This window comes from Pseudomonas corrugata (assembly GCF_001269905.1).
Lineage (GTDB): Bacteria > Pseudomonadota > Gammaproteobacteria > Pseudomonadales > Pseudomonadaceae > Aquipseudomonas > Aquipseudomonas corrugata.
The window spans coordinates 698,557-725,028 of the sequence record NZ_LHVK01000003.1 but is presented as its reverse complement, the minus strand read 5'-3'; the positions used below and the strand labels follow the sequence as shown (position 1 = coordinate 725,028).

Sequence of the window (26,472 nt, the reverse complement as noted above, 5' to 3'; positions counted from 1 at the left end):
TCTGGTTGCCACTTTACGAGACAAAGGGTCCTTTCCCGATCTGAGTGGACAGCGCATGAGAAGAAGGTCATGGCGGATCATCGCTGGTGGTCGGTCCATGAGCTGAGAACCAGCAGTGATACGGTATGGCCGGAAAACCTGGTTGAAATGCTATTGAGCGCGAATATATTCAAATCGCCTGCTTGAGCTCTTCCCTCACATTCAAATGTTGATTCATTGGGATGATGGCAACCATCACCTGATATGGAAAATCCGCTTCGAACCCTACCCGACAGAGATAATGGCGCTTGGTCGACCTTCGTCTGTCACCGTTACATTTGTCTGCCATTATGCGCAGCAATAGCAACAGTGGTAGGCGAATCAGCAAGTGGAATGAACTGGCGTGTCGCGCCATCAAGCGCATCGATGCACCCTGCCTCGATGTCGTAGACCCACCCGTGCAGATTCATCCGCCCTTGCTCGAGCGCGAGGGCCACAGATGGATGTGTACGCAGGTTCGCCAGTTGCGCTATCACGTTTTCGCGCACGAGGCCATCGAGCTTCGCTCGGGGTGTGTCGAACTCATGGGCAGAGTTGATAGCTTTCGCGGCGTCCGAGTGACGCAGCCAGCTGGCGACTGCAGGAAGATGATCCAGACACGTACAACGCGAGATCGCGCCCATCGCTCCGCAGTCCGAGTGGCCGCAGATCACAATGTCCTGTACGCCAAGCACTGCCACCGCATATTCGACCGTTGCCGAAACGCCGCCGGGTTCTGGGCCATACGACGGCACAATGTTGCCGGCGTTGCGAATCACGAACAGCTCACCCGGCTCGCGTTGCGTAAGAAGTTCGGGCACTACACGACTGTCCGAGCAGGTGACGAATAACGCCTTCGGATTCTGTGTCGTCGCGAGCTGCTTGAAAAGCTCGACGCGTTGCGGATAAACCTCGCGCTGAAAGCGCAGAAAGCCGTCAATAATGTCGCGCATAAAGTCCTCCAAACCCTGATGCCGGATACTGGCACAAGCACTCAATATGCCATTGTGCTGTTATGATCGCCATTATCGCAGACGATGCTAACGAATGGTCGCGTCCTGCCAAAAGAGACAGTGGACACTATCCACGCCAGAGCGCTAGCGTCAGCTCCTTCAATTCGAGGGCCACACCATGGATGCTATCGCCGACAACTCAAATGAACACCATCGCCGAAGCGTCGTGGAACTCTGGGAAACCGTATTCGGTTATGAAACCGCGCATAACACCCCCAGCCTTGCTATCGACAAAAAACTGACCGCAGCGGATGGCTTTTTCTTTGTGGCCCTGTCAGGAAATGAAGTTTGAATATCACAGGCTCCGAGTCATCTCAGAGGCAAGCACCAGTCGCTCAAGCCCGATACCGAACCCGGCACCTTCGCGATAAGCTCCGCCGCCGACAACTTGCTGCTGCGCCCCCAGCACAGGGCAACGCACCTCAAAACCATTCCCCTCAAGGTAATAACTCAAGCCACGCTTCACTGCGAGATTGAGTTCATATTCAAGTCCCAGCAAGTCAAGAAAGCCAGAGCAAATTGCTTGGCTACGCTGCAATGCCTGCGCGGGTGTGGAGCTGAGAATTTCGAGTCCCAGTTGAGTGAATTCGCGATACCGACCGGCTTGAGGTCGCTCATACCGGTAACATCGCGCCACGTAGAAAAACATCGCTTCATCTCGTGACCCGAGAAGTACGTTGTTGCGCTCCTGAAAAAGCGCGGTTGCTTCTGGGATGAGACAACAAGGACGTCCGGCCTTGTCGTCAAAGGCCCACATTTGTCCAATTATTTCACTTCCACCGGCTTTCTCAATAAACGTGTCTTGGCCCCACAATGCAGGAACTATGGCCTCCTCAGCCCCGGCATCGATGAAGGTAGCTCCGAAATCTGCCTTCTATCTCCCGCATGGCTGCAGCTTCTTTTCCTGTCACTATTCGAGTTCCGCGAAGCATGGTCATTTAGATCTCCATTTTACAGGCAATAAAAAAGGCGCCATTGGCGCCTTGGTTTGGTTCATTGATTGGTCAGAATGGATGTTTAAAATTCTGAGCATTCGATGAGCATGAGCAACCGCGGCACCCTGAGTGAGGTCCGTGATGATGACGGCGATTGCATGGAATGAATTGAGTCATAACTGATCCTCGCACAATTCTGGAAGCGTTCACAAGCTGCTTTATATTTTTATCCATCGCAGACCAATAACGCGTGCCGCTGATCACGTTTTCACACAGCCTGGAGCCATAGCAGCCGTCCGAGGCATCTACGAAACCAAGGGCGATTTAGCCATTTCACCTAACAGGGCACCGTGATCGGCCTTGCCAGGCAATTGGAGGGCTCGCATTTGAATTCAGCTTGAGCCACCGCCTGGCTTGACGCTCATGTGTATGACATGTCGTGCCAATTCAGGGGCCAGCCTCTCCAGCTCGTTATGAATGTCATCGATGTACGTACCGCCTTCAGGAGAAAACCATGCGCTTCGAATTCCACTCGGATCAATTTTTTCGCCGTGCAATGCCATGTAGTTCGCTTCACATTCCCTTGCCCATTCACCAACCGTTATTTTGGCAGAGTCCATATCTAGATCTAGAGCCTCTACCAAAGCCAGGGAGTAAATGAACATCAGGTAAAGCATCCTGATAGGAGGGTGAGGATGAGAGCTGCCGTTCTGCAAATCCCGCTCCCAGTGCAGATGCTCGAACATCCGTAACGGCAAATACATGCCCATAAACGAATACTTCGCTGCGGACGGACCATCGGCATAAAGGATTTCAAGGGCCCGGAGCGCAGCGGGGTCGGCGTTCTTGAAATGCCCGATGGAGAAGGCGTGCTGAACACTAAATAAATAATTAAAGCTTTCTTCGATAGCTCCGCCATCCGCATCGAACTCTAGCGCTTGCTTGGTTAGGGCAGCCAAGTGCCCTGGCATATCGTCACCTTCCGACCAGTTGAGTCCCCCCAGGCTTTGAATCAGGCCAAGGTGACCACGGACTAAATGGCTGACCTCGTGCATGAAGACACTCTCGACAAAGCGAACAGTCAGAAAGGCGGCGAATGCTTTTCGAATTGGGCAGGCAGGCTGGGCTGGATGAAATGGAGAATCTGCCATGCTGCTTGGCATGTGGGAGATCGGATTGGGCTGGGGCTCTTTTTCAGGTGAGCCCACCTCTTTCAACATGTCACTGCGCGATAGCATCATGGTCGCGAAACAAGCTGCGTTGAACACAAATCCGTAGCTGATTCCGATAAAAGCCACCTTGTCCGGCTGAACCTGAGAAGAAAGTGCAGCAAATGCTCGGGCCTCGGACTCATTGTAAATGCCACAGTGCAGCTTCACACCAATGCCGTCGAAGTACAGTTGTTCGATTCGCTTTCGATACTGCTCAAGCCCGCTTGCGACCTGAGATATCAGATGTCGGGTCCATGCATCAGGGTGCGATGGCAGCTCTAGGCCGCCCTTCGCATCCAGCGTCGCTTGCAAGTCACTGGGAAGGTGCATTTCAAATTTTACTCATGATTGGGGTGAATGGCCGCTCAAGAATGCTATCAAATGCACTTGTGTTAATGGTGATTCGGGCACGGCCAGTGCGCTGGCCAAGTGTGTTTGCCTGTTCCAGGCCGGCCGATGAATACCACGCCTTGATCGTGTCCCGGGAAGTGGTGTAACTGAACCAGCCAACTCCGATCGACTCTGGCCCATCCCGACCGGCAGTAGTCGACCATCACTGCCACTCACTAAAGGCAACTTTTGGTCCATTACCGTCCGAACGACCAGAGTCCCCATCCCTAGGCACTCAGTCACCCTGAAAACCTGATTTCAATGGCGTGTACCAATCAACTAAAGAGTCGGCATACACGTGTTTCTGCTTCCCAGGCACGAAGGGCGTATCCAGAGAACCCAACGCTATCGATACCCAATCAGCAAACTGACCCTCGGCTCGCGACCAGAACAAGCTCGAACCACACTCCGCGCAGAACTCGCGTACTACCGTCTTCGAGGAAGCAAATGCCTTGATCCTGGCAGCGCCTTCAAGTATCCGTAGCGCGTCACGCGGAACGCTGCCATATGAGGCAAATGCGGCCCCATGGCCTTTGCGGCACTGAGTGCAATGACAATGACTCACTGCCTTTGGCGACGTAAGTAGTTCGTACTTAACTGCTGAGCACAAGCAGCTTCCCTGAAATCTCTCGTCCATGTTGTCAATCACGCATGTGAAGAGGCCCGATCCTATCATCTCGATGTAACGCCAAGTTCACATCCGAGTTGCATTCATGCGGTGAGGACCGACAAGCCCCCTCAGCGGTCACGATGCAGCTCTCTTCCACCGTGTCAGGCGCTCCTGCGACAAATCGTCTTCAGAGACCCAGCAGCACTTCCAACCCTTGATAGCGTAATGCCATCCACCGATAATCCCCCCTTCCAAAAAAGCACATAAGGATTTGCTGTGAAGAAGCTCTACCTGGCTCTACCGTTCTGCGCCCTCCTGCTCCAAGGCTGCGGCGTCACCATGGCTCGCTATGAACCCAATTTCCAGAACGTCCAGCAGCTCAAGCAACATGAGCCGATGCAGCCTCTGCGTGAAGCCCAGGTGAATGCCGATTCCGACCAAGGGTCGCTGATGGTGCGCATGAACCCGATCTCTTCGCCCGCAGGTAGCGTTCCACTGCACATCCAGGCGGCGATCAACGATGAGCTGCGCCAGGCGGGTCTGCTGGACCCACGTGCTGACCGGCAATTGCAGGTTCAACTGATCAAGAACCAGCTCACTGCCGGCATGGGCAGCGGTCATGGCGAGCTGTCTGCGCGCTTCACGCTGCGCAAGGGTGACCAGGTTCTCTACGAAACCACCAAGGACGTGCAGCGTGAGTGGGACAGCAGTTTCTTCGGCCCGATCGCTATTCCGGCGGCGGCGAACAACTACAACCCGATGGTGCAGGACCTGCTCAAGAATTTGTACAGCGATCCACAATTCACTCAAGCATTGAAGTAAGCACAAAAAAAGAGCCGCAATCGCAGCTAATGCCAGTCAGTTAAGCCACACACCTGTGGGAGCAAAGCTTGCTCGCGATTGCGGTAAGTCAGTCAGCAGTAATGTTGACTGGTCTGTCGTTATCGCGAGCAAGCTTTGCTCCCACAGGCTTTGCTGACGGGTATTACGCAATCGCAGCTCTTTTCTTCTCGGCTGTCAGCCCCGCGGAATGCGAGTGTCTACAGCTGAGTATTTCATGCGGTTGTTGTCGACCCAGTTTTTCAACAGCGCATTGACCTGGCGGTTGAAGGTGTCTGTGACGGCCGCCTTGGGCGTGTTGCCTGCCAGTGGCAGGAACCAGATGCCGATCCAGGTGTTGATCGCGTCGTGGTTGCTGCTCTTGGCCAACGATTGACCACGCTCGTCCACGGTTTCCAGGCTCATGGTGTACTGGTCTGTTCCCAGTGCAGGAATAACCCCGAGCGAAAAACCACTGATGAACGCCAGGACCATCTGACCGCCGCCCGGGGCGTGGTTATAGACCTTCAAGCGCAAGCTGTAGTCGCCGGGTTGCTTCTGGAATTCGTCGAAAACCACGCGGCCAAACAGACCTGATTCATCGAAGGTCCGTTTCAACTCGGGCTTGAGCATGTCCCGGGCTTGCGGCATCTCGGTGGCCTTGGCGCTGTCGGGTTCGCCCTGGTAGAAATCGAAGTCGACATAGACGTTCGGCTTGTTCGAGTAGCTGGCCATCGAAGGCAGGTTCACGGGGGCGACTTCATCTTTGGTGAAGCTGGCGCAGCCAGTGAGGCTCAAGGCCAGGGCGAGGCCCATGGCTTTTCCAAATTGCATATCATCTTCCTTGCGTAATTTTCTATATGCCGCTCACGGAGAGGGGGGCGGATTTTAGCGGGATTCCGCTGAAATCAAAAGGCCATCACTTGGATGGCCTGAGTACTCGCCCACTGCGCCGTGCAAACGCTGCTCACAGATCCAGGCTGCCCCTGATCAAGGCGTTGAGCACGCCTTCGACATCGGCGTCCTGTTCGTTCAACAGGCACAGCGGAATGCCTTGCAAGGCGGCTTGCGAGCGGCCCAGCCCCGCGCCTATCAGGGCCAATGGAGATGCGATGTCCATCTGCAACGAACGAAGACGCTTGGCGAGGATCGGGTTCACCGGCGCCTGTAGCGCAATCACCAGCGCTGCCGGCTGGATAGCCGCGCACACAAGGGGAAGCTCTTCCAATGGCTGCCCGCAGCCGAGCACCTCGATGCGCTGTTGCTGGCCGCCCAGCAGCACCCCGGCGCTTAGCAATTGCAGCTCGGCGTGCCCTTCGGTGCCCGCCAACAGCACCCGCGGCGCATCCGCCTGGTCCATCTGCAGGCGCAACAGCAGACGGCCGCGCAGGAACGTATCGAGGAACAGCCATTGGCTGCACTCACCCGGCGCAATGCCCGAAGCCAGGTCATGCCAGACTGGCATCAGGACCTTGCGCAGCACCACAGCCTTGGGCAAAAGCATGAACAGCTGGCGATAGAGTGCTTCCAGCGCCTGAGCATCGAAGGCTCTCGTGGCGTCCACAACGGCCGCGCGCCAATCTTCAAGCTCGCTGTCCTGGGGCGGGACCGCCTCGCGCTGGCCTTCAAGCATCTCGCCGACCTTGCTGATGGATAGACCTCCGGCCGTCCAGCGCAGGATGTCGCGTATGCGCTGCACGTCATTGGCCGTATACAACCGATGGCCACCCTCGGTGCGCTGCGGGCGGATCAGCCCATGGCGCCGCTCCCAGGCACGCAGTGTTACCGGATTGATGCCGGTCAGGCTGACCACATCACGCATGGGCAGCAAATCGGGTGAAGTGGCTTCAGTCATACGAGGGATTTATCCGAGAGGTGGCACATTCTAAACCCATACAGTCTTTCTGCGGCGAGCATCCGTAGGTCATCATGTGGCAAACCGCGCCGGTGCTTCGCACAGGTGCGCTACACAGAACGCTGCATAATTTCGTGGGTGGGCCAAATGATCGACGCAAAACTGCTGCAATTGATGGTCGAGAACTCCAACGATGGCATCGTCGTCGCCGAGCGGGAGGGCGATGACAGTATCCTCATCTACACCAATCCCGCCTTCGAGCGCCTCACCGGCTATAGCGGCGACGACATCCTCTACCAGGACTGCCGCTTTCTCCAGCGCCAGGATCATGACCAGGCGGGCATCGCCGCCATCCGCGAGGCAATCAGCCAAGGGCGACCCTGCCGCCAGGTCCTGCGTAACTACCGCAAGGACGGCAGCCTGTTCTGGAACGAATTGTCCATCACACCCGTGTACAACGAAGCGGACCAACTGACGTACTACATCGGCATCCAGCGCGACGTCACGGCGCAAATAGCCGCCGAGGAGCAAGTTCGCGCTCTGGAAGCAGAGGTTGCGCAACTGCGCCAGCAACTTGCCGAGACCAACAGCTAAACAAAAAACTGTACAAGGGATTGACTTGTACAAATTTAGCCGTACGCTTCAGACATATCTGTACAACATTTCATTTTTGTACAGGATTATCTGGAGTGCCGCATGTCAGCCTACCTACAGAAATTCGCCGAGGACTTCGCCACCCTGACAGGCGACAACCTCGACGCACTGGAAAAGCTGTACAGCGAAGACATCATCTTCCGCGATCCCCTGCATCAGATTCGGGGCCTGACGGACCTGCGTGCCTACTTCTTCGAGCTATATGCCAACGCCGACGATATCCGCTATGCCTTCGCCAGCGCCGACGAAGTCCGGCCTGGAGAGGGTTACCTGCGCTGGACCCTGCAATTCCGCCATCCACGCCTGGCCCGCGGCCAGCACATCACTTTGCAAGGCTGCAGCCACTTGCAGTGGCGCGACCGGGTTCATTTTCATCAGGATTATTTCGACGCAGGCGCCCTGCTGTATGAACACATTCCGGTCATGGGCGGCGCGATCCGCTGGCTCAAGGGCAGGTTGGCATGAGCCGCTGCTGGTTGACCGGTGCCAGCAGCGGTATCGGTACCGCGCTCGCGCAGAGCCTGCTGGAGCAAGGCCACCAAGTGGCTTTGGGCGGTCGCCGCGCGGATAGCCTTGCGCCTCTGGCGGAACGTTTTCCCGGCCAGGTACTTTTGGCCATTGGTGATCTCGACGACCCGGAGCAGGTGGCCGCGATCGCAGCCCGGATCCAGCAGGCCTGGGGAGCGCTGGACATGGCGATCCTCAACGCCGGCACCTGCGAATACCTGGAGCCGGGCCATTTCGACCCGGCCGTGATCGAGCGAGTGATCCGTACCAATCTCATGGGGGTCAGCCATTGCCTGGCGGGCGCCCTGCCCTTGCTGCGTGCTGGCCAACGTCCCCACCTGGTGGTGATGGGCAGTTCGGTGACCTGGCTGGCTTTGCCCCGCGCCGGTGCCTACGGTGCATCCAAGGCGGCCGTGCGCTACCTGGTGGAGTCGCTGCGTATCGACCTGGTCCGCGAGGGCATCGACGTCACCCTGGTCAGCCCAGGCTTCGTCGACACGCCACTGACGCGCCGCAACGATTTCCCCATGCCGCAACTGTGGTCCGCGCAACGCGCCGCCCGGCACCTCGCCAAGCGTCTGCCCCGGCGCCCGTTGGAGATCAATTTCCCCGGCATTTTCACCCTGGCGTTGCGCCTGCTCGGGGCCATGCCCCCGCGCCTGCGCCTGATACTGGGCCAACGTCTGGCCCGTCATGAACAGGACTGATGAGCGATGCGTATAGCAATCATTGGCAGCGGCATCGCAGGCCTGACCTGCGCCCACCTGCTGTCACGCAAACACGAAGTGACGGTTTTCGAGGCGGACGAATGGATCGGTGGCCATACCCATACCGTCGATGTGGACTGGCGCGGCGAACAGCATGCGATCGACACCGGCTTCATCGTCTTCAACGACTGGACCTATCCGAACTTCATCCGCTTGCTCGATCAGCTCAAGGTCGCCTCACGGCCGACCGAGATGAGTTTCTCCGTGCATGACCCTCTCACTGGCCTGGAATACAACGGTCACGACCTGAACACACTGTTCGCCCAGCGCAGCAATCTGGTGTCGCCGGGGTTCTGGGGAATGTTGCGCGACATCCTGCGCTTCAACCGCCAGTCACTCGCAGACCTGAACGAGCGGCGTATCGACGCCAACACCACGCTGGGCAGTTACCTCCGGGCGCAGGGCTACGGTCATCGCTTCATCAAGCACTACATCGTGCCCATGGGGTCGGCGATCTGGTCGATGTCTCCCGCGGACATGCTCGATTTTCCCCTGCAGTTCTTCGTGCGCTTCTGTCGCAATCACGGCTTGCTGTCGGTGAATCAGCGTCCGCAATGGCGGGTCATCGAAGGCGGCTCGCGCAGTTATGTCGCGCCGCTGTGCCAACCGTTCGCTGAACGTATTCGCCTCAATTGCAAGGTCCGCCGGGTCAGCCGCGACGAAGGCGGTGTAACGCTTACCAGTACCGCCGGCCCCGAACGTTTCGACAATGTGGTGTTCGCCTGCCACAGCGATCAGGCCCTGGCGCTGCTGGAGGCGCCCAGCCTGAAAGAGCGCGCCGTGCTGGGCGCTATTCACTACGCCAACAATGACGTCGTGTTGCACACCGACAGCCGCGTGCTGCCGCGCCGCAGGAGGGCCTGGGCCAGCTGGAACTATCGCCTCGGCGGCAGCGGCCAGGCCCCAGCGGCAGTGACCTACAACATGAACATCCTGCAAGGTATCCAGGCGTCGCAGACCTTCTGTGTGAGCCTCAACCAGACGGCGCTGGTGGACCCGGCGAAGATCATCGCCCGCTTCCAATACGCCCATCCGCAATACAGCCTCGCCGCATCCGCCGCGCAAGCGGACCAGGCGCAACTGCAGGGCCAGCAATTCAGCTACTACTGCGGCGCCTACTGGGGCAACGGCTTTCACGAGGACGGGGTGGTCAGCGCGCTGAAGGTGGCTGAGCATTTCGGAGAGACATTGTGAACAGCAGCCTTTGCCTGGGCTGGATCAGCCACCGTCGCTTGTCGCCGCGACGCCATGTCTTCCGCTACCGGATCGGCCTGTTCTACCTGGACCTGGACGAGCAAACCTGGCTACTCGGCCTGTCGCGCTGGCTGGGTCGCTGGCGTCTGGCGCCGTTGAGCTGGCGCGAGACCGACTATCTTCCCGCGCTGACCCGCCAAGGCGAGTCATTGGCCCAGGCCGCCCGTTTTCTGGTCGGACAGGCCACGGGGCAAACGCCCGAAGGCCCGGTCCGCCTGCTCGCGCAACTGCGTTGCTGGGGCCTGTCGTTCAACCCGGTGAGCTTCTATTTCTGCCACGACCGCGACGGGCACCTGGCGGCGATCCTGCTTGAGGTGCGCAACACCCCGTGGCGTGAACGTTTCCATTATGTGCTGCCGGTGCAAGGCAACCTCGCGAAACCGTTCGCCGTGGCCAAAGCCTTCCATGTGTCGCCGTTCATGCCAATGGATATGGACTATCACCTGCGATTCTTCCTGGACGAGCAACAGGTGCGCATCCACATGGAGAACTGGCGAGGCGCCGACAAGGTTTTCGAGGCTGACCTGGCATTGCGCCGCCAGCCGCTGGATCGAAAGGCGCTGCACCGATACATCCTGGCTTTCCCATGGATGAGCCTGCGCACTGTCTCGGCCATTTATTGGCAAGCCCTGCGCCTGTTGTTCAAGCGCACTCCTATCCATGACCACACGACCCGCCAGGGCGACCTGGCGCTCGGCCAACCTTGCGAGAACCCCGATCATGTCCAATTCCACTCTGAGCGTTAGCAAGTCCACGGGCCTGGCGCCTTTGCTCGGCGGGCTGGCGCGCACCGCCGTGCTCGCTCAACTGGGCAAACTGCGCCACGGGCATCTGCGGCTGCTCTGTCATGGGCGCCAGTGGAGCTTCGGTGATGCCGCCAGCCCGTTACAGGCCGAAGTGGAAATCCTCGATGACACCACCTGGAGCATGATTGCCGGTAATGGCTCGATCGGCGCAGGCGAGGCTTACATCCACGGCTTCTGGCGCAGCCCGGACCTGGCGCTGGTGACCCGCCTGTTCGTCGCCAACCTGGACGTGCTCGACGCCCTTGAGGGCGGTCTGGCGCGCTTGGGTCGCCCGGCCCTGCGGTTGTTGCATCGGTTGAACCACAACAGCCGGCGCGGTTCCCGACGCAATATCCTGGCCCATTACGACCTGGGCAATGCCTTGTTCGAGCGGCTGCTGGACCCGACCATGATGTATTCCGCCGCCCAGTTCGAGCACCCCGAACAAACGCTGGAGCAAGCCCAGTTGCACAAGCTGGAAAGCATCTGCCAGAAGCTGGAACTGCACCCCGGCGATCATCTGCTGGAGATCGGTTGCGGCTGGGGCAGCCTGGCGATCCACGCAGCCACCCGGCATGGTTGCCGGGTCACTACTACCACGCTTTCCGAGGCGCAATACGCCCATACCCTGCAACGCGTCCATGCCTTGGGGCTGGAGCAGCGCGTGACGGTGCTGCGTGAGGACTACCGTGACCTCAAGGGCACATTCGACAAGCTCGTCTCGATCGAAATGATCGAAGCCGTCGGCCACCGTTACCTGCCGGTGTACTTCCGCCAGTGTGCGGCGCTGCTCAAATCCGATGGTCTCATGCTGTTGCAGGCGATCACCATCCGCGACCAGCGTTATGCCCAGGCACGGCGCTCGGTGGACTTCATCCAACGCTACATCTTCCCGGGCGGCGCCCTGCCCTCGTTGAGCGTGATGCTGGACACCGCCAGCCGTCACACCGGGCTCAACCTCGTGCACCTGGAGGATTTCGGCGTGGATTATGCCCGCACCCTGGAGCACTGGCGTGACAACTTGCGCCAGGCGCGCACCGAACTGACGACACTGGGCTACGACGATACGTTCCAGCGCCTGTGGGAGTTTTACTTGTGTTATTGCCAGGGCGGTTTCCAGGAGCGCGCCATTGGCGTGGCGCAACTGCTTTGGGCCGCGCCCCAGGCACGGCGTGCGGCCTTGCCCGGGCAGGCTTGATGCCGGGAAGATGGCTGGTCGTCAATGCCCTCTGGTTGCAGTTCGGCTGGTGGATCTGCGTGCTGGGGGCCCAACGCCCCTGGCTATTGCCGCTGGTAGCCGTCGGCTTGGCCCTGCACCTGTGCCTGTGCCCGGACTTCAAGGGCGAGGTAAAGGCCCTGCTACGCACCGCCCTGGCCGGTTGCGCGCTGGACAGCCTGCTAGGATCACTTGAGGTGTTTCGATTCGATACCTGGCCGCTCCCCCTGTGGCTGGCGCTGTTATGGCTGGTCCTGGCCAGCGGCTTGCGCCACAGCCTGGCCTGGGCCGGCCGGCCCTTTTGGCGCGGGGCGTTGCTGGGGGCCGTGGGAGGCCCGCTGGCTTACATAGGCGGTGCCAGGGTGGCGGATGTCGCCATGCCGCTGGGCGCTATGGAAACGGGCCTGCTGTTGGGCGCGGTCTGGACGATGGCCTTCCCCCTGCTCCTGCGCATCGCGGCGTGGCGCTGACCCTCGGCATCCCTACCACTGGCTAGCCAGCGTCAACGGCAGCCGCAACGGCGCGACGGGACCGTCCCGCTGTCCGCACATTTCATCATGCACTACGTGCTGCACCAGCGTGCACGGCACCGGTGGCAGGTCGATCAGCAACTGGCGAAGCTCGGTGGATGAACGCAATCGAACAGGCTGCCCTTGCGCATCGCTCAGTGTGACCGGACCGGCAGCGGTAATGGCGCGCAGGATGTAGAAGCCGCCTTCCAGCGATAGCAGTTCAAGCGCTTCGACTTCTCCGGCCATGACTCGCTCGGTGAGGTGATTCAAATTCATGGCGCGCCCTCCGGCAGGCGACGGAAGAACAAGGTGATCTGGCCAATCTCCACCCCCAGTTTGCTCATGCTCGAACGGTTGATCAGGGTGTCGTCATCCATCAGGTACATCCAGTCGTCCAGGTCCACTTCCCAGTGCCGCCCTTCGACAGGCAGGTCCAGCCGGTAACGCCAACGCAGCGCGTTACCGGCCACTTCGCCCCGGGCCTCACCGATCACGTCCCCTGCCGTTCCGCGCCAGCGACCCGGGCCGTCCGGCACAATTGTCCAGGTGCGCTGTTGCCGCGTGCCGTCGCTGTAGAGGAAATGCTCGTCGAGGATCAGCCGCTCTCCTTCCCGGCGACTGTCGATGCGAACGTGGAAGCGCTTGACCACCTCCCCGGATCGCTTCTGGAACATCCCCCAAGCCTGTACCGGTCGCGAGAAAAATGCCGCCAGGTCCAAATACGGACGCTCCCCGGCGTAGCGGTCGACACCGACGTTGCCACAACTGCCGAGAAACAGGCAGGCAACCAGTAAAAGCGCTTTGTACATGTTCAGGTCCCTCGGTCGTTGTCGGCCAGGCCAAGCAGGCGCTGGCGCAATTGTGGGTCGCGGGCTCGCGGATCCAGCCAGATGGCGAAGAACGCCCGGGCAAACACCGGGTCGGCAATTTCATGACTGAGCTTGCCGTCCACATAGAAGCGGCAACCCTTGCCCGGCAGATACAGGCCGGTGATGCGCATGCCGGGGCGCACGTCCACGAATGCGGCCTCCATCGCCTGGGGCCAGGCCGCAAGGGATTGGGGTGTCACGCCGTCGGCGCCAAGCCGCCGCATTTCCTCGAGGCTGGCCTGAACCAGTGTCTCCCGGGAGATTGATCGGTGGTAAAGCAGCTCCAGGGCGAAGGGCTGGTTCCAGTCCTGAACCGGGCCGACGGTCCACAACCGGGCGGTGTACAGGCGCAGGCCGAACCAGGTGAATTCACCCTCACCCAGCCGTTGCGCGGTTGGCAGCGTTTTTCGCCAGTCCGCGGCGACCGACGACATCACCGTCAGCATCAGGCAGAGGCAGGCCCAACGAACAGGATGCGCCATGAGAAACCTGTAGAATGATAAATATCTGTACAAGATTAGTTTCTTGTACAGATAAATTCAAAGCATGTATAGATTTATGCGCTACACGGCCCCCCTGAAAGGAGTTTTCATGCTGTACGTAGTCATGCTCGGTGGCCGTCATCCCCGCGCCAGCATCGAGGTACACGACGTCGTGTTCACGCAGGCGGACTCACTGGAACACGCATACCCTCAACTGCGCCAGGCCTGGTTCGGTAGCCAAGCGGGTTTGCACATCGACTCCTGGTGGGAAGTCGACGGCATCGATACCTACCGGGTGGAACTCAGCCCGATGGCCCCGGCGCCCCATGAACCAAGGTTGTTTTTCATCAACCTTGGTGGCTACGAGCGCGACGTGTTTGGCGAGGCACACCGCTACCTGCTGGTGGTGGCTCGGGACAAGGCCCAGGCCAGGCAATTGGGCAAGCGACGCATGCCGGCGGAATGGCTCAAGTCACACACCGATACAGTGCTTGAGGTGGATGATTGCCTGCCGGTTGACTGGGTGAACGGTCATTACGTCCATCTGGTCGCAGGTACTCACAAGGGTATCCGCCAATGCAGTGATTACATCCGGATCTGAAGACTGGGCTTGCTTGAAGCGCTTGACCCTATCGCTATGAAATACTGACGTAACCCAGAGCGACGATGAGGTCGACGTCCACTGGTGGTGTATCGGAGAGCCTGCCTGATGGTCAAGAAATCGCTCAGGGAATGATTTTTTCTCTGATGATGGCGGCACATCCAGCATCCCGGTGACTGCACTACCGCTATCGCGAGCAGGTTCGCTCCCACAGCGAATCTGCGAGATGCATGTCTCTGCGTACAGCGCCGGACCTGTGGGAGCTGGGCTTGCCCGCGATGGCGGCGGCACATTCAGTATTTCAGCGGCTGATGTACCGCTATCGCGAGCAAGCTTCCACAGAGGGACATCAGCCAAATGAAGCAGTCCCGCTTTCAGACGCCTTTGGTCGAAGGCAGCAGAATGGTCAACACACCCAGCAACGGCAGGTAGGAGCACAGCGTGTAGACATATTCGATACCGTGGATATCAGCGAGATACCCCAGCAAGGCAGCACCGATCCCGCCGAAACCAAACATCAGGCCAAAGAACACGCCGGCGATCATGCCGACATTGCCCGGCACCAGTTCCTGGGCAAAGACGACGATGGCAGAGAACGCCGAGGCGAGGACGAAGCCGATGATCATGCTGAGCACACCGGTCCAGAACAGGTCCACATAAGGCAGCGCCAGGGTGAACGGTGCCACGCCCAGTATCGAGAACCAGATGACCTTCTTGCGGCCTATCTTGTCGCCGATGGGACCACCGAAGAAGGTGCCGGCGGCCACCGATCCCAGGAACAGGAACAGGTACAGCTGGGAACTGGTCACCGACAGCTGGAATTTTTCGATCAGGTAGAACGTGAAGTAGCTGGTGAAACTCGCCATGTAGAAATACTTGGAGAACACCAGCAACGCCAGGACCACCAGGGCAGCGGTCACTCGCTGCCTGGACAGGCCGTGGGTCGCCTTGCCGCCCTGCTTGAGCTTGAACAGGTTGAGGTGATTGCGATACCAGCGGCTCAGGCCGTATTGCACGAGGATTGCGAAGGCCGCAAACAGGCCGAACCAGGCAACGTGGCCCTGCCCATAAGGGATCACGATGGCTGCGGCCAGCAACGGACCGAAGGCGCTGCCGGCATTACCGCCGACCTGAAACGTTGACTGCGCCAACCCATAGCGACCACCTGAAGCGAGCCGTGCCACGCGCGAGGTTTCCGGGTGGAACGTCGACGAGCCGATACCCACCAGCGCGGAGGCCAGGAGGATGGCGCCGAAGCTGCCGACGAACGCCAGCATCAGGATGCCGATGAGGGTGCAGACCATCCCGGCAGGCAACAGCCAGGGTTTGGGATGACGGTCGGTGTGATAGCCCACCCACGGTTGCAATAGCGAGGCGGTCAACTGGAAAGTCAGTGTGATCAATCCCACCTGGGTAAAAGTCAGGCCGTAGTTGGCCTTCAGCATCGGATAGATGGAAGGCAGCACGGCCTGGATGAGGTCATTGATCAGGTGCGCGAGGGCACAGGCACCGATGACCCGCATGACAAGCGGGCTCGTTTGGTTGACGACGGAGGCCGTGGTCGAGGCTGTGGCGGTGGTGGACATGACAAAAGCTTCCAGGCGATAGGTCTGAAAAAAACGGGCAGAAGGTGGCAGCACTTTCTGACAGGCGCGTCATAATCCTAGAATCCACGAAAATGTCTGTCTCACTGGACAAGGGAATCAACCGTCGCAAAAAGGACATCATGATCAAACCGTTGAATGAAGCGTTGCTCGAGATTGATGAGGGTGCCTGGACGATGATCGGGAGGGCGACCGATTACCCCGATAATTGGCTGATCGCATCGCACTCCCACGAAAAGCACCAACTGATCTACGCCGTCGAAGGCGTGATGGTGGTGCATACGGCATCAAGCCAGTGGACGGTCCCATCGAACCGGGGGCTGTGGATGCCACGCGGGCAGGTACATTCCGTGCGGTGCGTGGGGCACGTCAAAATGCGCAGCGTATTCGTCCGGCCTGATGCAGTGGCAGACCTTCCGACCGAAACGAAGGCCGTCAGCATTTCCGCCCTGTTGAGTGAGTTGATCAAGGTCGCCGTGCACCTGCCGCTCCCCCATGCCCCGAACACCCGCGCGGCCAGGGTGATGGCGTTGATTCTAGATGAGCTCGCCCTCCTCCCCACCCTACCACTGCACCTTCCGCAACCCACGGACCCACGGATCAAGAAGATCTGCGTCACGCTGCAAGGCGACCCTGCCGATGGCTCGACACTGTCGGACTGGAGCGCCCGCCTCGGCCTTGATGGGAAGACGATCCAGCGGCTGTTTCGCAAGGAAACCGGGATTACTTTCGGACAATGGAGACAGCAGGCTCGCCTGCTGCAAGCGGTTGAGCGAATGGCAGTGGGAGAAAAAATCATCGATGTCGCGCTAGCGCTGGGGTACGACAGTCCGAGTGCGTTTACGAACATGTTCAGGAAGCAGTTTGGCAAGACGCCGAGCAAGTTCTTTACCTGAAAGGAGCGTTTCCAGATTTGCCAGTGGCGGCTGACTGATATTCCGCTATCGCGAGCAGGCTCGCTCCCACAGGGGATTGGCGGGACATGCAACATCTGTGTGCGACGACGTGCCCGCTCCCACAGTCTTGTGACCTACTAACTGACTTCGCTCAAGCCTCAGAGGTAATGATCGAGTCTTCACTGGACTCAGCAGCCAGTTTCAATCGATCCGCTTTACTGATGTACTTGGGCTTGTTTTTCGGCGCCAACTTGGCACTCGCCTTTTTAGCGTGGGCCTTTAGTAGCTGCTTGATTTTCTTCTGACGATTCATACGCTTCTGCTCAAATTCCGGCTTTCAGGATAATGACAGACATCAACCCGTGAACGCCATAATCCCCTATGATCGGACCCACATGAACCCAATCGACGCCCTGTCGTTCCAACGCATCATCACCGCCCATGGCGCGCTCGAGGGTGCGGCGTATTTCGACGCAGAAGAAGATCTTGTCCAGGAAATATTTCCCGATCGCGTCGTTTTCCAGACCAACTACCTGGATTACCGCAGTTATGAAGTCGATCTCGCCGACGACGCGATACGTGTCCTCAAGACACGGCTGGACAACTACCAGCGCGGCGACAAGGCAAAAGTGATCGAAGATGACATGGATGAGGAAGACTGGGAGGAGCTTGCCACTCTGTGGCAACGCTTGAGCCGGGACCTGGACGTTCAGGAGCCACAGCCCGATCGGGTCGAGACGTTGGCCGATCTGTTCGATTGCCTGTTCGACGAGGATCGCGCGCAAGCGCTCATTCAAGGCATTGCGCCGCCAACGGCACAGTGGGACTGGGCGTGGACTCAAGTCGCATCAGCCCTTGCCCAGGCCAATCAATTGGCCGAGTTCGAATGGAAAGAGTGGTCGTCCTGCGGGGTCATCGCCGTCAACACCCTTGCCCCGCTGAGGCAATTGAACATCGAGATCGCGACACCAGACCGTAGAACCGTCGATGCCATCAACGGCGCCAACGATTGGGAACGGGCGCTGCTCCAGTATTTCAACGCACAACTGGATGCCCATGACCTGAAACTGCTGGCCATCGGTACTCACTTCGATGAGCACCAGACCTTTGCCTGCCTGTCCATGAACGGCTTGGGCCTGGTCAATGCGTTGGAAATCATGGGTAGGCTGGGTATCGTCCACAAATTCTGAGCCCCGAGTCGACGACATGAAAATCTGTGATCAATGCAGGAGCCTCATCCTCGACGACAACGCGGCCTGCCCGCGATGCGCCGAAGAGATGAGGCTCACCGTAGAAGCGCTCGCGCCACGGTCCAAGCCGCCGGTGTTGCCGAAGATCCTGAAGTGGCTGTTCATCGGCGTGGTAGTCGCGGTGCTCGTGGCGGCGGCAGCGATCACCTGGATTCTGAATTCGCTGGGGCCGATGCCTTCTTTCGGTTGACCGTTCATTGCCCTTGCAGCCGCTCGTATCGATTCTGGATACGCCTCAACTCGCCAGATTGGCGTAGTTGTTCCAAGGCATTGGCCCATGCGGCAACCTGTTTGTCGTCACTGTCAGGACTGAAGACGATGTACAGCGATGAACGGTACAACTCGATGGGTATCTTGCGTAGGGTGCCGGGGGGGATGTTCAACTGGTGGCTGTAATACGCCACCCCTGCATCGGTGTCCCCCACGATGATATCGGTACGCCTCGCCAGCAGCATGCGATAGAGCAACTTGCTCTCGGTTGCACTTTTGTCGAGGTTCTTGAAGCCCAGCGATTTCAATTTTTCAGGCAACAGCCCGGCGTGCCGTGTGGTGATCTGCGGGGCGCCCAGCAGCTGTTCCAGAGAATTCCCCGGCGGTGTACTCGCCAGTTGATAGGGATAGATGGATTCCTCCACGATCGGTCCGACCCACTTGTACAACGGCTCACGCTCCGGCGTGCGGAACAGCGAATACATGATGGTCTTGGGCCGGGTCTTCAACACCTGAGTGGCTCGCATACTCGGCTGCAGCACCACTTCGAATTCATCCCCGGTCAGCGCCATGATGGCCCGAACGATTTCCGTGGTCATGCCGGTGAGCTGATGATTCTCCTGATAGTTGTACGGGGCCCACTCCTCGGTGACGATCTGATACTCCTCGGCCCCGACAACTGTGCCGAGCAATAGGCAAAGCAACGCCGTGGCGGGTGTCGAAGGTTTCACGTGTTCTCCCTGGAGGGTTACTGGCTTTTCATGGGTGAGCGGATCGGAAATACAACGTAAGCATAGACCCAAACACCGGTGTGTTGGACTGAACGGACGATCCACCTTCGAGGCTTCATCGCGGACAAGCTTTCACAATCGAAGCGTCCCAAGTATCTGTTTTTTCTATAGTCGCTATCGATACCAACGCCGTTCTCGTCATCGCCCCCTCTCTCTAATCTGCCCACCAACGCGATCGACAGCGGTCGCGACAATCACCCAGCCCTTATGGAGAGAGCCCCATGAACACATTCAACCGCACCCTGGCCATCGCTACCCTGGCACTCGCGACCGTTGGCGCGCACGCGGCACCAGCACAGACCAACGCCACTGTCTCTGCTGTCGGCAGCGTCGTCCAGTCCGCCAGCTACATCACCACCAAGGATGGCGTTCAGCTGTATTACAAGGACTGGGGTCCGCGCAACGGTCAGGTCGTCACGTTCAGCCACGGCTGGCCGCTGGACTCCGACAGTTGGGAAGCGCAGATGATGTTCCTCGCGTCGAAAGGCTATCGGGTAGTCGCCCACGATCGTCGCGGTCATGGTCGCTCCAGCCAGCCGTGGGACGGCAACGACATGGATCATTATGCCGACGACCTGGCGGCGGTTATTGAAGCGCTGGACCTGAAGGATGTGACCCTGGTGGGCTTCTCGACGGGGGGTGGTGAAGTGGCTCGCTATATCGGACGCCACGGTACCGCCCGAGTCAAGAAAGCAGTGCTGGTGTCCTCGGTTCCGCCACTGATGCTCAAAACCGATACCAATCCCGGTGGCCTGCCGATCGCGGTGTTCGACGGCCTGCGCAAGGCGTCCCTGGAAAACCGCTCCCAGCTTTACCTGGACATCGCCTCCGGCCCCTTCTACGGCTACAACCGCAAGGGCGCCAAGCCGTCCCAGGGCCTGATCCAGTCGTTCTGGGCCCAGGGCATGCAGGGCGGCGCCAAGAACACCTATGACTCGATCGCCGCGTTCTCGGCCACCGATTTCCGTGATGATCTGAAGAAGTTCGACGTGCCGACCCTGGTGATCCATGGCGACGCCGACCAGATCGTGCCGATAGACGCTGCCGGCCGGGCTTCGGCGGCATTGATCAAGGGCGCTCGGCTCATCGTCTACCCTGGCGCGCCGCACGGGTTGACCGAGACGCACAAGGATCGTCTGAACCAGGACCTGCTGACCTTCCTCAAGGAATAAAATCAGCCCCCTGTGGGAGCGAGCCTGCTCGCGATAGCGGAATATCAGTCAGCACCCATGCGTCTGATACACCGCCATCGCGAGCAGGCTCGCTCCCACATTTGTTCCTGGGCAGGTAAGCGGATCAGTGCCGCAGCAACTTGCGCAACGGAATCTCGTCCTTGCGTACCGGCGACTTGATGACGATGTAGCTGAAGTATTTGGAGATGCCGATGTTCTTGTCCAGCAGGCTCTCCATCACGTCCTGGTAGTCCTGGATGCTGCGGGTCATGAAGCGCACCAGATAGTCGTAGCCTCCGCTGATCAAGTGGCATTCGAGCACTTCGTCCACCAGGCGGATATTGGACTCGAATTTGGCGAAGTCTTCGCGCTTGTGGTCGCTGAGGGTGACTTCGGTGAAGACCGTCACCGAATCGGTAATCTTGGCCAGGTTCAGATGAGCCTTGTAGCTGGAGATGTACCCCAACGACTCCAGCCGCTTGACCCGTTGCAGGCACGGACTGGCGGACAGCCCCACGGCATCGGCCAGGCTGACGTTGGTCATGCGGCCGTCTTTTTGCAGCTCGACCAAAATGCTGATGTCAATACGGTCCAGTTTCGCTAAACCTTCCATCGCATACCCCTTGCGTGCCGTTTGTAGACCATCTTCTAACAAAATCAGTGACGTAGCGACAACTGGTGCTGCGCCACCAGATCCGCCATGCTGCTGATGCAGTAGTCCGCTGCGCACGGTTGGAGGGGCTGCTCGGGGGTGCGGCAGATCAGGCATACAGCCCCATTCCGGTGTGAACGGGTGCCCGGACGGGTTATCTGGAGAATAGCCGTGGTATCGAGACCGTTGGCCGCCAGCCAATCGGGATCCTGCAGGGGATCACTCGCCAGTGAAATGAAATCCTCCGGCTCGATACCCAAGCGCTCGCACAACACGCCACGGTCCTCGGCATCACGATCGCCCAGCACCAGTAGACGGTAAAACTTGCGCAGGTAAAGCATCGCACCCGGTGCATCCTCGAACAGCGTCCAACTGGCAGCCGAGCGGGCGAAGCTCATGCCCTCCTCCCAACTGACCTTGAGCTTCCAGCGCTCGGCCAACTGACGATGGGTGAAGCACAACAGACCACTGAAGCCGAGCTCGCCAAAGCGAGGATAAAGAGCCCGCAACGCCTCGTCGAATTCGCTCAGCACCTGGGTTTTGTCCGGCGGGTCGCTATGGCTCCCCAGCAACGGCTGCAACGCCGCCCAGATGCCAGAGTCCCGATCCACCAGGACCTCGTCGCAGTCGATCAACAACGCTCGATATTCAGTCAGCCTCATGGCTAAAAGCCTCCGGTGAGTCCCTAGTGCAGGTCATCCAACGCGTTGGAATGAGTGTGGAGAGAGAGCCTGAGCCTGCTCCCCGCCGCAGGCGTTCAATTCAAGACTCGCGCCAGTGCCCCTTCGAGAATCTGCAACGCTTCATCAATCTGCGCTTCGCTGGTTACCAGTGGTGCCAGGAAACGCATCACGTTGCGGTAGACGCCGCACTTGATGACCAGCAGCCCACCCACGCGGGCCTCGTCGATCAGGCGTTGGTTCAGTTCCGCATCCGGGGTGCGCGCTTCATCATTCTGGATCAGCTCCATGGCCAGCATGAAACCGCTGCCGCGCACGTCACCGATCTGCGGGTAGCGGGCTTGCAAACGCAACAGGCCCTGACGCAGGCGCTCGCCCAGGGCTTCGCCGCGAGCCAGCAGGTGTTCCTGTTCATAGGCCTCGATCACCGCCAGCGCCGCCGCGCACGACAGCGCATTGCCGCCATAGGTACCGCCCAGGCCGCCAGGCAGTGGTGCGTCCATGATCTCGGCCTTGCCGACCACACCCGACAATGGCAAGCCACCGGCCAGGCTCTTGGCAACGGTGACCAGGTCCGGCTGGATACCGGCATGCTGGAAACCGAACCACTTGCCGGTGCGCCCGAAACCGGTCTGGATTTCATCGAGGATCAACACGATGCCGTGTTTTTCGGTCAGCGCACGCAGGCCTTGAAGAAACTCTACCGGCGCCGAAAGAAAACCACCATCGCCCTGCACCGGCTCGATGATGATCGCCGCGACCCGTTCAGGCGCCACTTGGGTGGCGAGCAATTCGTCCAGTGCCCGCAGCGCCATATCGCTGGTGACACCACGATAGGCGTTCGGATAGGGCGTGTGGAAGACCTCCGGCGCGAACGGCCCGAAGTTCTGTTTGTAGGGCTGACTCATTCCCGTCAGCGTGGTGCCGAGCAATGTCCGCCCATGGAACCCGCCGCGAAAGGCGATCACCGCCGAACGGTTGGTGTGAGCGCGGGCAATCTTCACTGCGTTTTCCACCGCCTCGGCACCGGAAGTGAAGAAGGCCGCTTTATAGGCGTGCTGGCCACCGATCATCTGGCACAGGCGTTGGGCCAGGTCCAGGTAAGGCTTGTAAGCCACGACCTGAAAGCAGGCATGGGAAACTTTTTGCAGCTGCGCCTGCACCGCCGCCACCACCTTGGGATGATTGTGACCGATATTCAGCACACCGATGCCGCCCACAAAGTCCAGGTAGCGCCTGCCGTCGACATCCCACAACTCCGAACCCTGGGCCCGATCGATCACCAGAGGGTGCGCGGTCACCAGACCTCGGGGTACGAATTGATCACGCTGACGGAGCAAACTTGGGGTTTCTTCGACTTTACTGTTCATGGCATTTCCCATAGTGAGCCAGGCAACCCGGAGCGGCTGCGATGTGTTCACAGGTTAAGCGTTCGACACAATCGTCTAAGCCGAACTTGCCCGCTGAGAAATCCGGATCGACTGTTTACACCCCGGCAAACAGCAGAATCCTCTCGCTCCATTGATGCATGCTGGAGACTCCTTATTTCCTGGCGAGAAGACCCATGGCCCTGCTCTATAAAGCTGACCCGGTACGCGGTGAACAGTGGAAGCGTCTGTTCGCCGAACACGCGCCGGATATCGAATGGCGCGCCTGGCCGGAGATCGGTAACCCACGGGAAGTCCGCTACCTCGCGGCGTGGCAGGCACCGGACGACATCGAAACGGTATTGCCGAATCTTGAGGTACTGTTCGCGTTATCGGCCGGGGTGGATCAGCTCGATCTGGACCAACTGCCGACGACGCTGCCGGTGGTGCGCCTGCTCGACCCGGGCATCAGCCAGGGCATGTGCGAGTACGCCACTTTCGCGGTACTCGGCGTGCATCGAGACATGGTGCGCTATCGACAGCAACAGGCCGAACGCTGCTGGCAGGCACACCGACTGGTTCCGGCCGGGCAGCGTCGGGTCGGGATCTTGGGGTTGGGCTTGCAGGCCCGGAACATCCTCCGCGCCCTGCAGCCATTCGGCTTCGCCTTGTCGGGTTGGGCCCGCAGTGAACACCAGATCACCGGGGTGACATGCTTTGCCGGTACAGAACAACTACCTGCCTTTCTCGGCCAATGCGACATCCTGCTGTGTGTCCTGCCGCTGACCGAGCAAACCCGAGGGATTCTGAACCGCGATGTATTCGGACAACTGCCCAAAGGCGCGTCCCTGATCAACATGGGCCGCGGCGGACACCTGGTCGAAGCGGATCTGCTGGAGGCGCTTGCCGACGGCCAGCTCAGCGCAGCGGTGCTCGACGTACTGGAACAGGAACCGGCCGCCCCGGACCATCCCTTCTGGCATCACCCGCAGATTCTGCTGACCCCGCATATCGCGGCGATGACCCAACCTGAAAGTGCGTTTGGCGTCCTGCTGGAGAATATCCGTCGGCATCAACGGGGCGAATCGATGCTTGGCCAGGTAGACCGGGAACGGGCCTACTGACGTTTCGAAAACACTGTGAGTGCGGGCTGCCCTAATGTCAGTCAGTTAAGCCACAACCCCGTGGGAGCAAAGCTTGCTCGCGATTGCGGTAAGTCAGTCAGCAACAATGCTGACGGGTCCATCGCTATCGCGAGCAAGCTTTGCTCCCACAAGCGTTGCGCCGTTTGAAGGATTCGAGGTGGGCAGGATTTCTGTGTTCATCCCGGGAAACCGCCCCGATATTTACTGCTGGCCCGACACAGGATTTGAGCAAAAAATATGGTCGGCCAAGCCGTCGTCAACGGAACCTGCCGAATCCATTCCCGCCTATTGTCAAGCCCGGTGGCAGGTGAGATACAAGGCCTCTCAGCGGACGAATCCGTCCGAATCCACGCCTTCCCAACGGGGATCTGCCATGTCCATTTCGCAACGCCCTGCTTATCTTTATCGGCCCATGACCGCGGCGGATGTTCCGAGCGCCCATACGTTGTCGGTGAAACTGAAATGGCCCCATCGCCTGGAAGACTGGGCGATGCTGGAGCGTGTCTCCCAGGGCTTTGTCGTGCAAGACCAGGGTCGCCTGATCGGCACTGCGTTCACCTGCCCACAAGGCAGCCATGCCAGCATCGGCCTGGTCATCGTCGATGACGAATACCAGGGCCAGGGCATTGGCCGCAGGCTGATGGAACTGGCACTCGAGGCGTGCGGAACGTGCACGCCGATGCTCAATGCAACGCTGGCCGGTGCGCCGTTGTATGCCAGCCAGGGCTTCGTTGATTTCGGGCATATCCAACAACATCAGGGGCAGGCGATTGCGCTTGCACCTCAGCCGCTGTCCCCTGGAGAACGCTGTCGCCCGCTGACGGAAACCGATCAGGCCGAACTCATCGAACTGGCCAATGCCGGAAGCGGCCTGGATCGAAGTGCCGTGCTGAAAGACCTGTTCGATGTCGTCGAGCATGCCGTGGGTATAGAGCGGCACGGTCGCCTGTGCGGCTTCGCCCTGCTGCGCCCGTTCGGACGGGGTCGCAGCATCGGCCCGGTCGTTGCGCAAACGCCGGAGCAGGCGCGGCACATGATCGCGGTGCTGCTGACGCGGGTACCGGACGCTTTCGTGCGCATCGACATTCCTTCCGACAGTGGCCTGGCGGCCTTTCTGGAAGAGGCCGGACTCAAGCAAGTCGACACCGTCGCCCAAATGGCCCGCGGCACACCTCCCCAGGCTACCGGCGCGGTGCGGCAGTTCGCCCTGGTGACCCAGGCCATTGGCTGACCCCCTCACACATTCTCCTGAGAGTTACCTTTATGCCCGAACCTACTGCAATGCTGTTGGCCCGCGCCGACGGCAGTCCTGTCAACACGACTTTCATCCTGACCTCGCTGGGCGCCAACGACCCGTTCGACCGACTCATCGCTTACACCGGGGAGGATGGCATAGCTGCAGGTATGGTCGAGGTGAGCGGCCAGACCCGAGTCGACCACTATCCCTTCAGCGAAATGATCGTAGTGCATGCCGGTGCCGTCACCCTGCGCAGCCAGGAGCAGACGCTCCAGCTCAAACCCGGTGAAAGCGCGGTGATTGCCCGCGGTACAGCGGTGGAAATAGACGCCCAACCCGACTCGCGCTGGGCCTTCTGCGCCGACACACAACCCATTGAAGCGAGCACCCCAGGGCTCACGGCATTGCCTGCGAACACCCTGCTCTCGCCTTCCGCCGCACCCGATCCCGAGATCCTGCTGAGCCCTGCGCCGCAGTGTCGCTCGTACAACCTGTTCGTCGAACAAGCTACCGACTTGCGCATCGGCGTCTGGGACTCGACCCCCTATACCCGCAGAGCCCGACCTCACAAACTGCATGAACTGATGCACCTGACCGAAGGCAGCGTTACCTTGCAGACGGCGGACGGCAGTGACCTGATCGTCAACACCGGCGACACGGTTTTCGTTCCCCTGAATGCGCCTTGTGCCTGGAAGAGCAGCGTCTATGTGCGCAAGCTCTATGTCGTCAGGTAGTTCTGATTGAGGTAGCACCATCGCCATCGCGAGCAGGCTCGCTCCCACAGGGATCAGGGGTGGACATGTTTCTGTGCCACCCCGGAACCCTGCTGGGAGCGAGCCTGCTCGCGATGATGGCGGCACAGGCAACATCACCTCCAACTGGTCCACCGCTTTCGCGAGCAAGCCCGCTCTCAGAGGGAGGCCATCGGTGCTATCGGCCACGCAAAAAAAAGCCCGCAGTGTGAGCGGGC

The 26,472-nt window shown here is 59.6% G+C and carries 32 protein-coding genes; 17 read left to right on the top strand and 15 right to left on the bottom strand.

Translation table 11 applies throughout. The features are described 5' to 3' along the window. Positions 1–311 precede the first annotated feature (311 nt). Entirely contained in the window at positions 312–971 is a 660-nt protein-coding gene (locus AD665_RS03640) for a carbonic anhydrase (protein WP_024778586.1), read from the bottom strand. A gap of 178 nt (positions 972–1,149) precedes the next feature. On the opposite strand from AD665_RS03640, the gene AD665_RS03635 reads away from it, so the two are divergent. Next, positions 1,150–1,323: a GNAT family N-acetyltransferase gene (locus tag AD665_RS03635; protein WP_231995023.1), complete on the top strand. Its 174-nt coding sequence runs from the start codon at positions 1,150–1,152 to the stop codon at positions 1,321–1,323. A gap of 3 nt (positions 1,324–1,326) precedes the next feature. Here AD665_RS03635 and AD665_RS03630 read toward each other — a convergent pair whose 3' ends face one another. From AD665_RS03630 to AD665_RS26690, 3 genes are all read right to left on the bottom strand, one after another. Beyond that, positions 1,327–1,881: a HisS family protein gene (locus AD665_RS03630; protein ID WP_053190979.1), complete on the bottom strand. Its 555-nt coding sequence runs from the start codon at positions 1,879–1,881 to the stop codon at positions 1,327–1,329. Between the two features lie 477 nt (positions 1,882–2,358). Continuing rightward, positions 2,359–3,507: a hypothetical protein gene (locus AD665_RS03625; protein ID WP_053190977.1), complete on the bottom strand. Its 1,149-nt coding sequence runs from the start codon at positions 3,505–3,507 to the stop codon at positions 2,359–2,361. Positions 3,508–3,802: 295 nt separating this feature from the next. Further along, positions 3,803–4,204 (bottom strand): GFA family protein, encoded by a 402-nt coding sequence (locus AD665_RS26690; protein ID WP_080996561.1) that lies wholly within the window; start codon positions 4,202–4,204, stop codon positions 3,803–3,805. Between the two features lie 249 nt (positions 4,205–4,453). Here AD665_RS26690 and AD665_RS03620 point away from each other — a divergent pair, with 249 nt between their 5' ends. Then, a complete protein-coding gene (locus AD665_RS03620) occupies positions 4,454–4,999 on the top strand; it encodes a hypothetical protein (protein WP_053190975.1) in 546 nt (181 codons plus the stop codon). Between the two features lie 195 nt (positions 5,000–5,194). On the opposite strand, the gene AD665_RS03615 is transcribed toward AD665_RS03620, so the two are convergent. Next, positions 5,195–5,830: a hypothetical protein gene (locus AD665_RS03615; RefSeq protein WP_053190972.1), complete on the bottom strand. Its 636-nt coding sequence runs from the start codon at positions 5,828–5,830 to the stop codon at positions 5,195–5,197. Between the two features lie 133 nt (positions 5,831–5,963). Next, on the bottom strand, positions 5,964–6,851 hold the full coding sequence (locus tag AD665_RS03610) for a MerR family transcriptional regulator (protein WP_053190970.1): 888 nt from the start codon (positions 6,849–6,851) through the stop codon (positions 5,964–5,966). A gap of 147 nt (positions 6,852–6,998) precedes the next feature. Between AD665_RS03610 and AD665_RS03605 the strand changes: the two genes are divergently transcribed. The 7 genes from AD665_RS03605 (at position 6,999) to AD665_RS03575 (ending at position 12,504) form a co-directional block, all read left to right on the top strand. Then, on the top strand, positions 6,999–7,445 hold the full coding sequence (locus AD665_RS03605) for a PAS domain-containing protein (RefSeq protein ID WP_053190968.1): 447 nt from the start codon (positions 6,999–7,001) through the stop codon (positions 7,443–7,445). Between the two features lie 102 nt (positions 7,446–7,547). Continuing rightward, complete coding sequence (locus AD665_RS03600; RefSeq protein ID WP_024778591.1) at positions 7,548–7,970, top strand: nuclear transport factor 2 family protein; 423 nt, start codon at positions 7,548–7,550, stop codon at positions 7,968–7,970. Next, positions 7,967–8,719 (top strand): SDR family NAD(P)-dependent oxidoreductase, encoded by a 753-nt coding sequence (locus AD665_RS03595; RefSeq protein ID WP_024778592.1) that lies wholly within the window; start codon positions 7,967–7,969, stop codon positions 8,717–8,719. Before AD665_RS03600 ends, AD665_RS03595 begins: the two co-directional genes overlap by 4 nt. A gap of 6 nt (positions 8,720–8,725) precedes the next feature. Next, positions 8,726–9,973, top strand: coding sequence for an NAD(P)/FAD-dependent oxidoreductase (locus AD665_RS03590; protein WP_053190966.1), 1,248 nt, complete (start codon positions 8,726–8,728; stop codon positions 9,971–9,973). Further along, positions 9,970–10,779 (top strand): DUF1365 domain-containing protein, encoded by an 810-nt coding sequence (locus AD665_RS03585; RefSeq protein ID WP_053190964.1) that lies wholly within the window; start codon positions 9,970–9,972, stop codon positions 10,777–10,779. The genes AD665_RS03590 and AD665_RS03585 overlap by 4 nt, the downstream gene beginning before the upstream one ends. Further along, entirely contained in the window at positions 10,754–12,016 is a 1,263-nt protein-coding gene (locus tag AD665_RS03580; protein WP_024778595.1) for an SAM-dependent methyltransferase, read from the top strand. The genes AD665_RS03585 and AD665_RS03580 overlap by 26 nt, the downstream gene beginning before the upstream one ends. Then, the gene (locus AD665_RS03575) at positions 12,016–12,504 is read left to right on the top strand and encodes a DUF2878 domain-containing protein (protein ID WP_053190962.1); all 489 of its coding nucleotides are present in this window, start codon (positions 12,016–12,018) and stop codon (positions 12,502–12,504) included. Before AD665_RS03580 ends, AD665_RS03575 begins: the two co-directional genes overlap by 1 nt. A gap of 12 nt (positions 12,505–12,516) precedes the next feature. On the opposite strand, the gene AD665_RS03570 is transcribed toward AD665_RS03575, so the two are convergent. The 3 genes from AD665_RS03570 to AD665_RS03560 are packed head-to-tail and all read right to left on the bottom strand — an operon-like array spanning position 12,517 to position 13,897. Beyond that, a complete protein-coding gene (locus AD665_RS03570; protein ID WP_024778597.1) occupies positions 12,517–12,822 on the bottom strand; it encodes a DUF6482 family protein in 306 nt (101 codons plus the stop codon). Beyond that, positions 12,819–13,355: a DUF3833 domain-containing protein gene (locus AD665_RS03565; RefSeq protein WP_053190959.1), complete on the bottom strand. Its 537-nt coding sequence runs from the start codon at positions 13,353–13,355 to the stop codon at positions 12,819–12,821. The genes AD665_RS03570 and AD665_RS03565 overlap by 4 nt, the downstream gene beginning before the upstream one ends. A 2-nt stretch (positions 13,356–13,357) precedes the next feature. After that, positions 13,358–13,897, bottom strand: coding sequence for a chalcone isomerase family protein (locus AD665_RS03560; RefSeq protein ID WP_053190957.1), 540 nt, complete (start codon positions 13,895–13,897; stop codon positions 13,358–13,360). Between the two features lie 109 nt (positions 13,898–14,006). Here AD665_RS03560 and AD665_RS03555 point away from each other — a divergent pair, with 109 nt between their 5' ends. Next, positions 14,007–14,498, top strand: a complete 492-nt coding sequence (locus AD665_RS03555) for a DUF1543 domain-containing protein (RefSeq protein WP_024778600.1) — start codon at positions 14,007–14,009, stop codon at positions 14,496–14,498. 374 nt (positions 14,499–14,872) lie between these two features. Here the strand turns inward: AD665_RS03555 and AD665_RS03550 are convergent, their stop codons facing one another. Continuing rightward, positions 14,873–16,084: an MFS transporter gene (locus AD665_RS03550; protein WP_053190955.1), complete on the bottom strand. Its 1,212-nt coding sequence runs from the start codon at positions 16,082–16,084 to the stop codon at positions 14,873–14,875. A gap of 92 nt (positions 16,085–16,176) precedes the next feature. Between AD665_RS03550 and AD665_RS03545 the strand changes: the two genes are divergently transcribed. Next, positions 16,177–16,998, top strand: a complete 822-nt coding sequence (locus AD665_RS03545; protein WP_024778602.1) for an AraC family transcriptional regulator — start codon at positions 16,177–16,179, stop codon at positions 16,996–16,998. 151 nt (positions 16,999–17,149) lie between these two features. On the opposite strand, the gene AD665_RS26685 is transcribed toward AD665_RS03545, so the two are convergent. Further along, positions 17,150–17,311, bottom strand: a complete 162-nt coding sequence (locus tag AD665_RS26685; protein WP_069018280.1) for a DUF2986 domain-containing protein — start codon at positions 17,309–17,311, stop codon at positions 17,150–17,152. An 82-nt stretch (positions 17,312–17,393) separates the two neighbouring features. Here AD665_RS26685 and AD665_RS03540 point away from each other — a divergent pair, with 82 nt between their 5' ends. Further along, entirely contained in the window at positions 17,394–18,188 is a 795-nt protein-coding gene (locus AD665_RS03540) for a hypothetical protein (RefSeq protein ID WP_053190952.1), read from the top strand. Between the two features lie 16 nt (positions 18,189–18,204). Next, positions 18,205–18,438 (top strand): hypothetical protein, encoded by a 234-nt coding sequence (locus tag AD665_RS03535; protein WP_053190949.1) that lies wholly within the window; start codon positions 18,205–18,207, stop codon positions 18,436–18,438. A 4-nt stretch (positions 18,439–18,442) separates the two neighbouring features. Here AD665_RS03535 and AD665_RS03530 read toward each other — a convergent pair whose 3' ends face one another. After that, complete coding sequence (locus AD665_RS03530; RefSeq protein WP_053190945.1) at positions 18,443–19,189, bottom strand: substrate-binding periplasmic protein; 747 nt, start codon at positions 19,187–19,189, stop codon at positions 18,443–18,445. Positions 19,190–19,470: 281 nt separating this feature from the next. On the opposite strand from AD665_RS03530, the gene AD665_RS03525 reads away from it, so the two are divergent. Further along, entirely contained in the window at positions 19,471–20,421 is a 951-nt protein-coding gene (locus tag AD665_RS03525; RefSeq protein WP_024778606.1) for an alpha/beta fold hydrolase, read from the top strand. 124 nt (positions 20,422–20,545) lie between these two features. Here AD665_RS03525 and AD665_RS03520 read toward each other — a convergent pair whose 3' ends face one another. The 3 genes from AD665_RS03520 to gabT form a co-directional block, all read right to left on the bottom strand. Continuing rightward, a complete protein-coding gene (locus tag AD665_RS03520; RefSeq protein WP_003203167.1) occupies positions 20,546–21,034 on the bottom strand; it encodes an Lrp/AsnC family transcriptional regulator in 489 nt (162 codons plus the stop codon). Positions 21,035–21,078: 44 nt separating this feature from the next. Next, positions 21,079–21,735 (bottom strand): HAD family hydrolase, encoded by a 657-nt coding sequence (locus AD665_RS03515; RefSeq protein WP_024778607.1) that lies wholly within the window; start codon positions 21,733–21,735, stop codon positions 21,079–21,081. A gap of 95 nt (positions 21,736–21,830) precedes the next feature. Next, on the bottom strand, positions 21,831–23,123 hold the full coding sequence (gene gabT, locus AD665_RS03510; RefSeq protein WP_024778608.1) for a 4-aminobutyrate--2-oxoglutarate transaminase: 1,293 nt from the start codon (positions 23,121–23,123) through the stop codon (positions 21,831–21,833). Between the two features lie 194 nt (positions 23,124–23,317). On the opposite strand from gabT, the gene AD665_RS03505 reads away from it, so the two are divergent. From AD665_RS03505 to AD665_RS03495, 3 genes are all read left to right on the top strand, one after another. After that, complete coding sequence (locus AD665_RS03505) at positions 23,318–24,244, top strand: 2-hydroxyacid dehydrogenase (protein WP_053190943.1); 927 nt, start codon at positions 23,318–23,320, stop codon at positions 24,242–24,244. A 394-nt stretch (positions 24,245–24,638) separates the two neighbouring features. Further along, on the top strand, positions 24,639–25,496 hold the full coding sequence (locus AD665_RS03500) for a GNAT family N-acetyltransferase (RefSeq protein WP_053190942.1): 858 nt from the start codon (positions 24,639–24,641) through the stop codon (positions 25,494–25,496). A gap of 32 nt (positions 25,497–25,528) precedes the next feature. Next, positions 25,529–26,236, top strand: a complete 708-nt coding sequence (locus AD665_RS03495) for a cupin domain-containing protein (RefSeq protein ID WP_024778611.1) — start codon at positions 25,529–25,531, stop codon at positions 26,234–26,236. Positions 26,237–26,472: the final 236 nt, after the last annotated feature.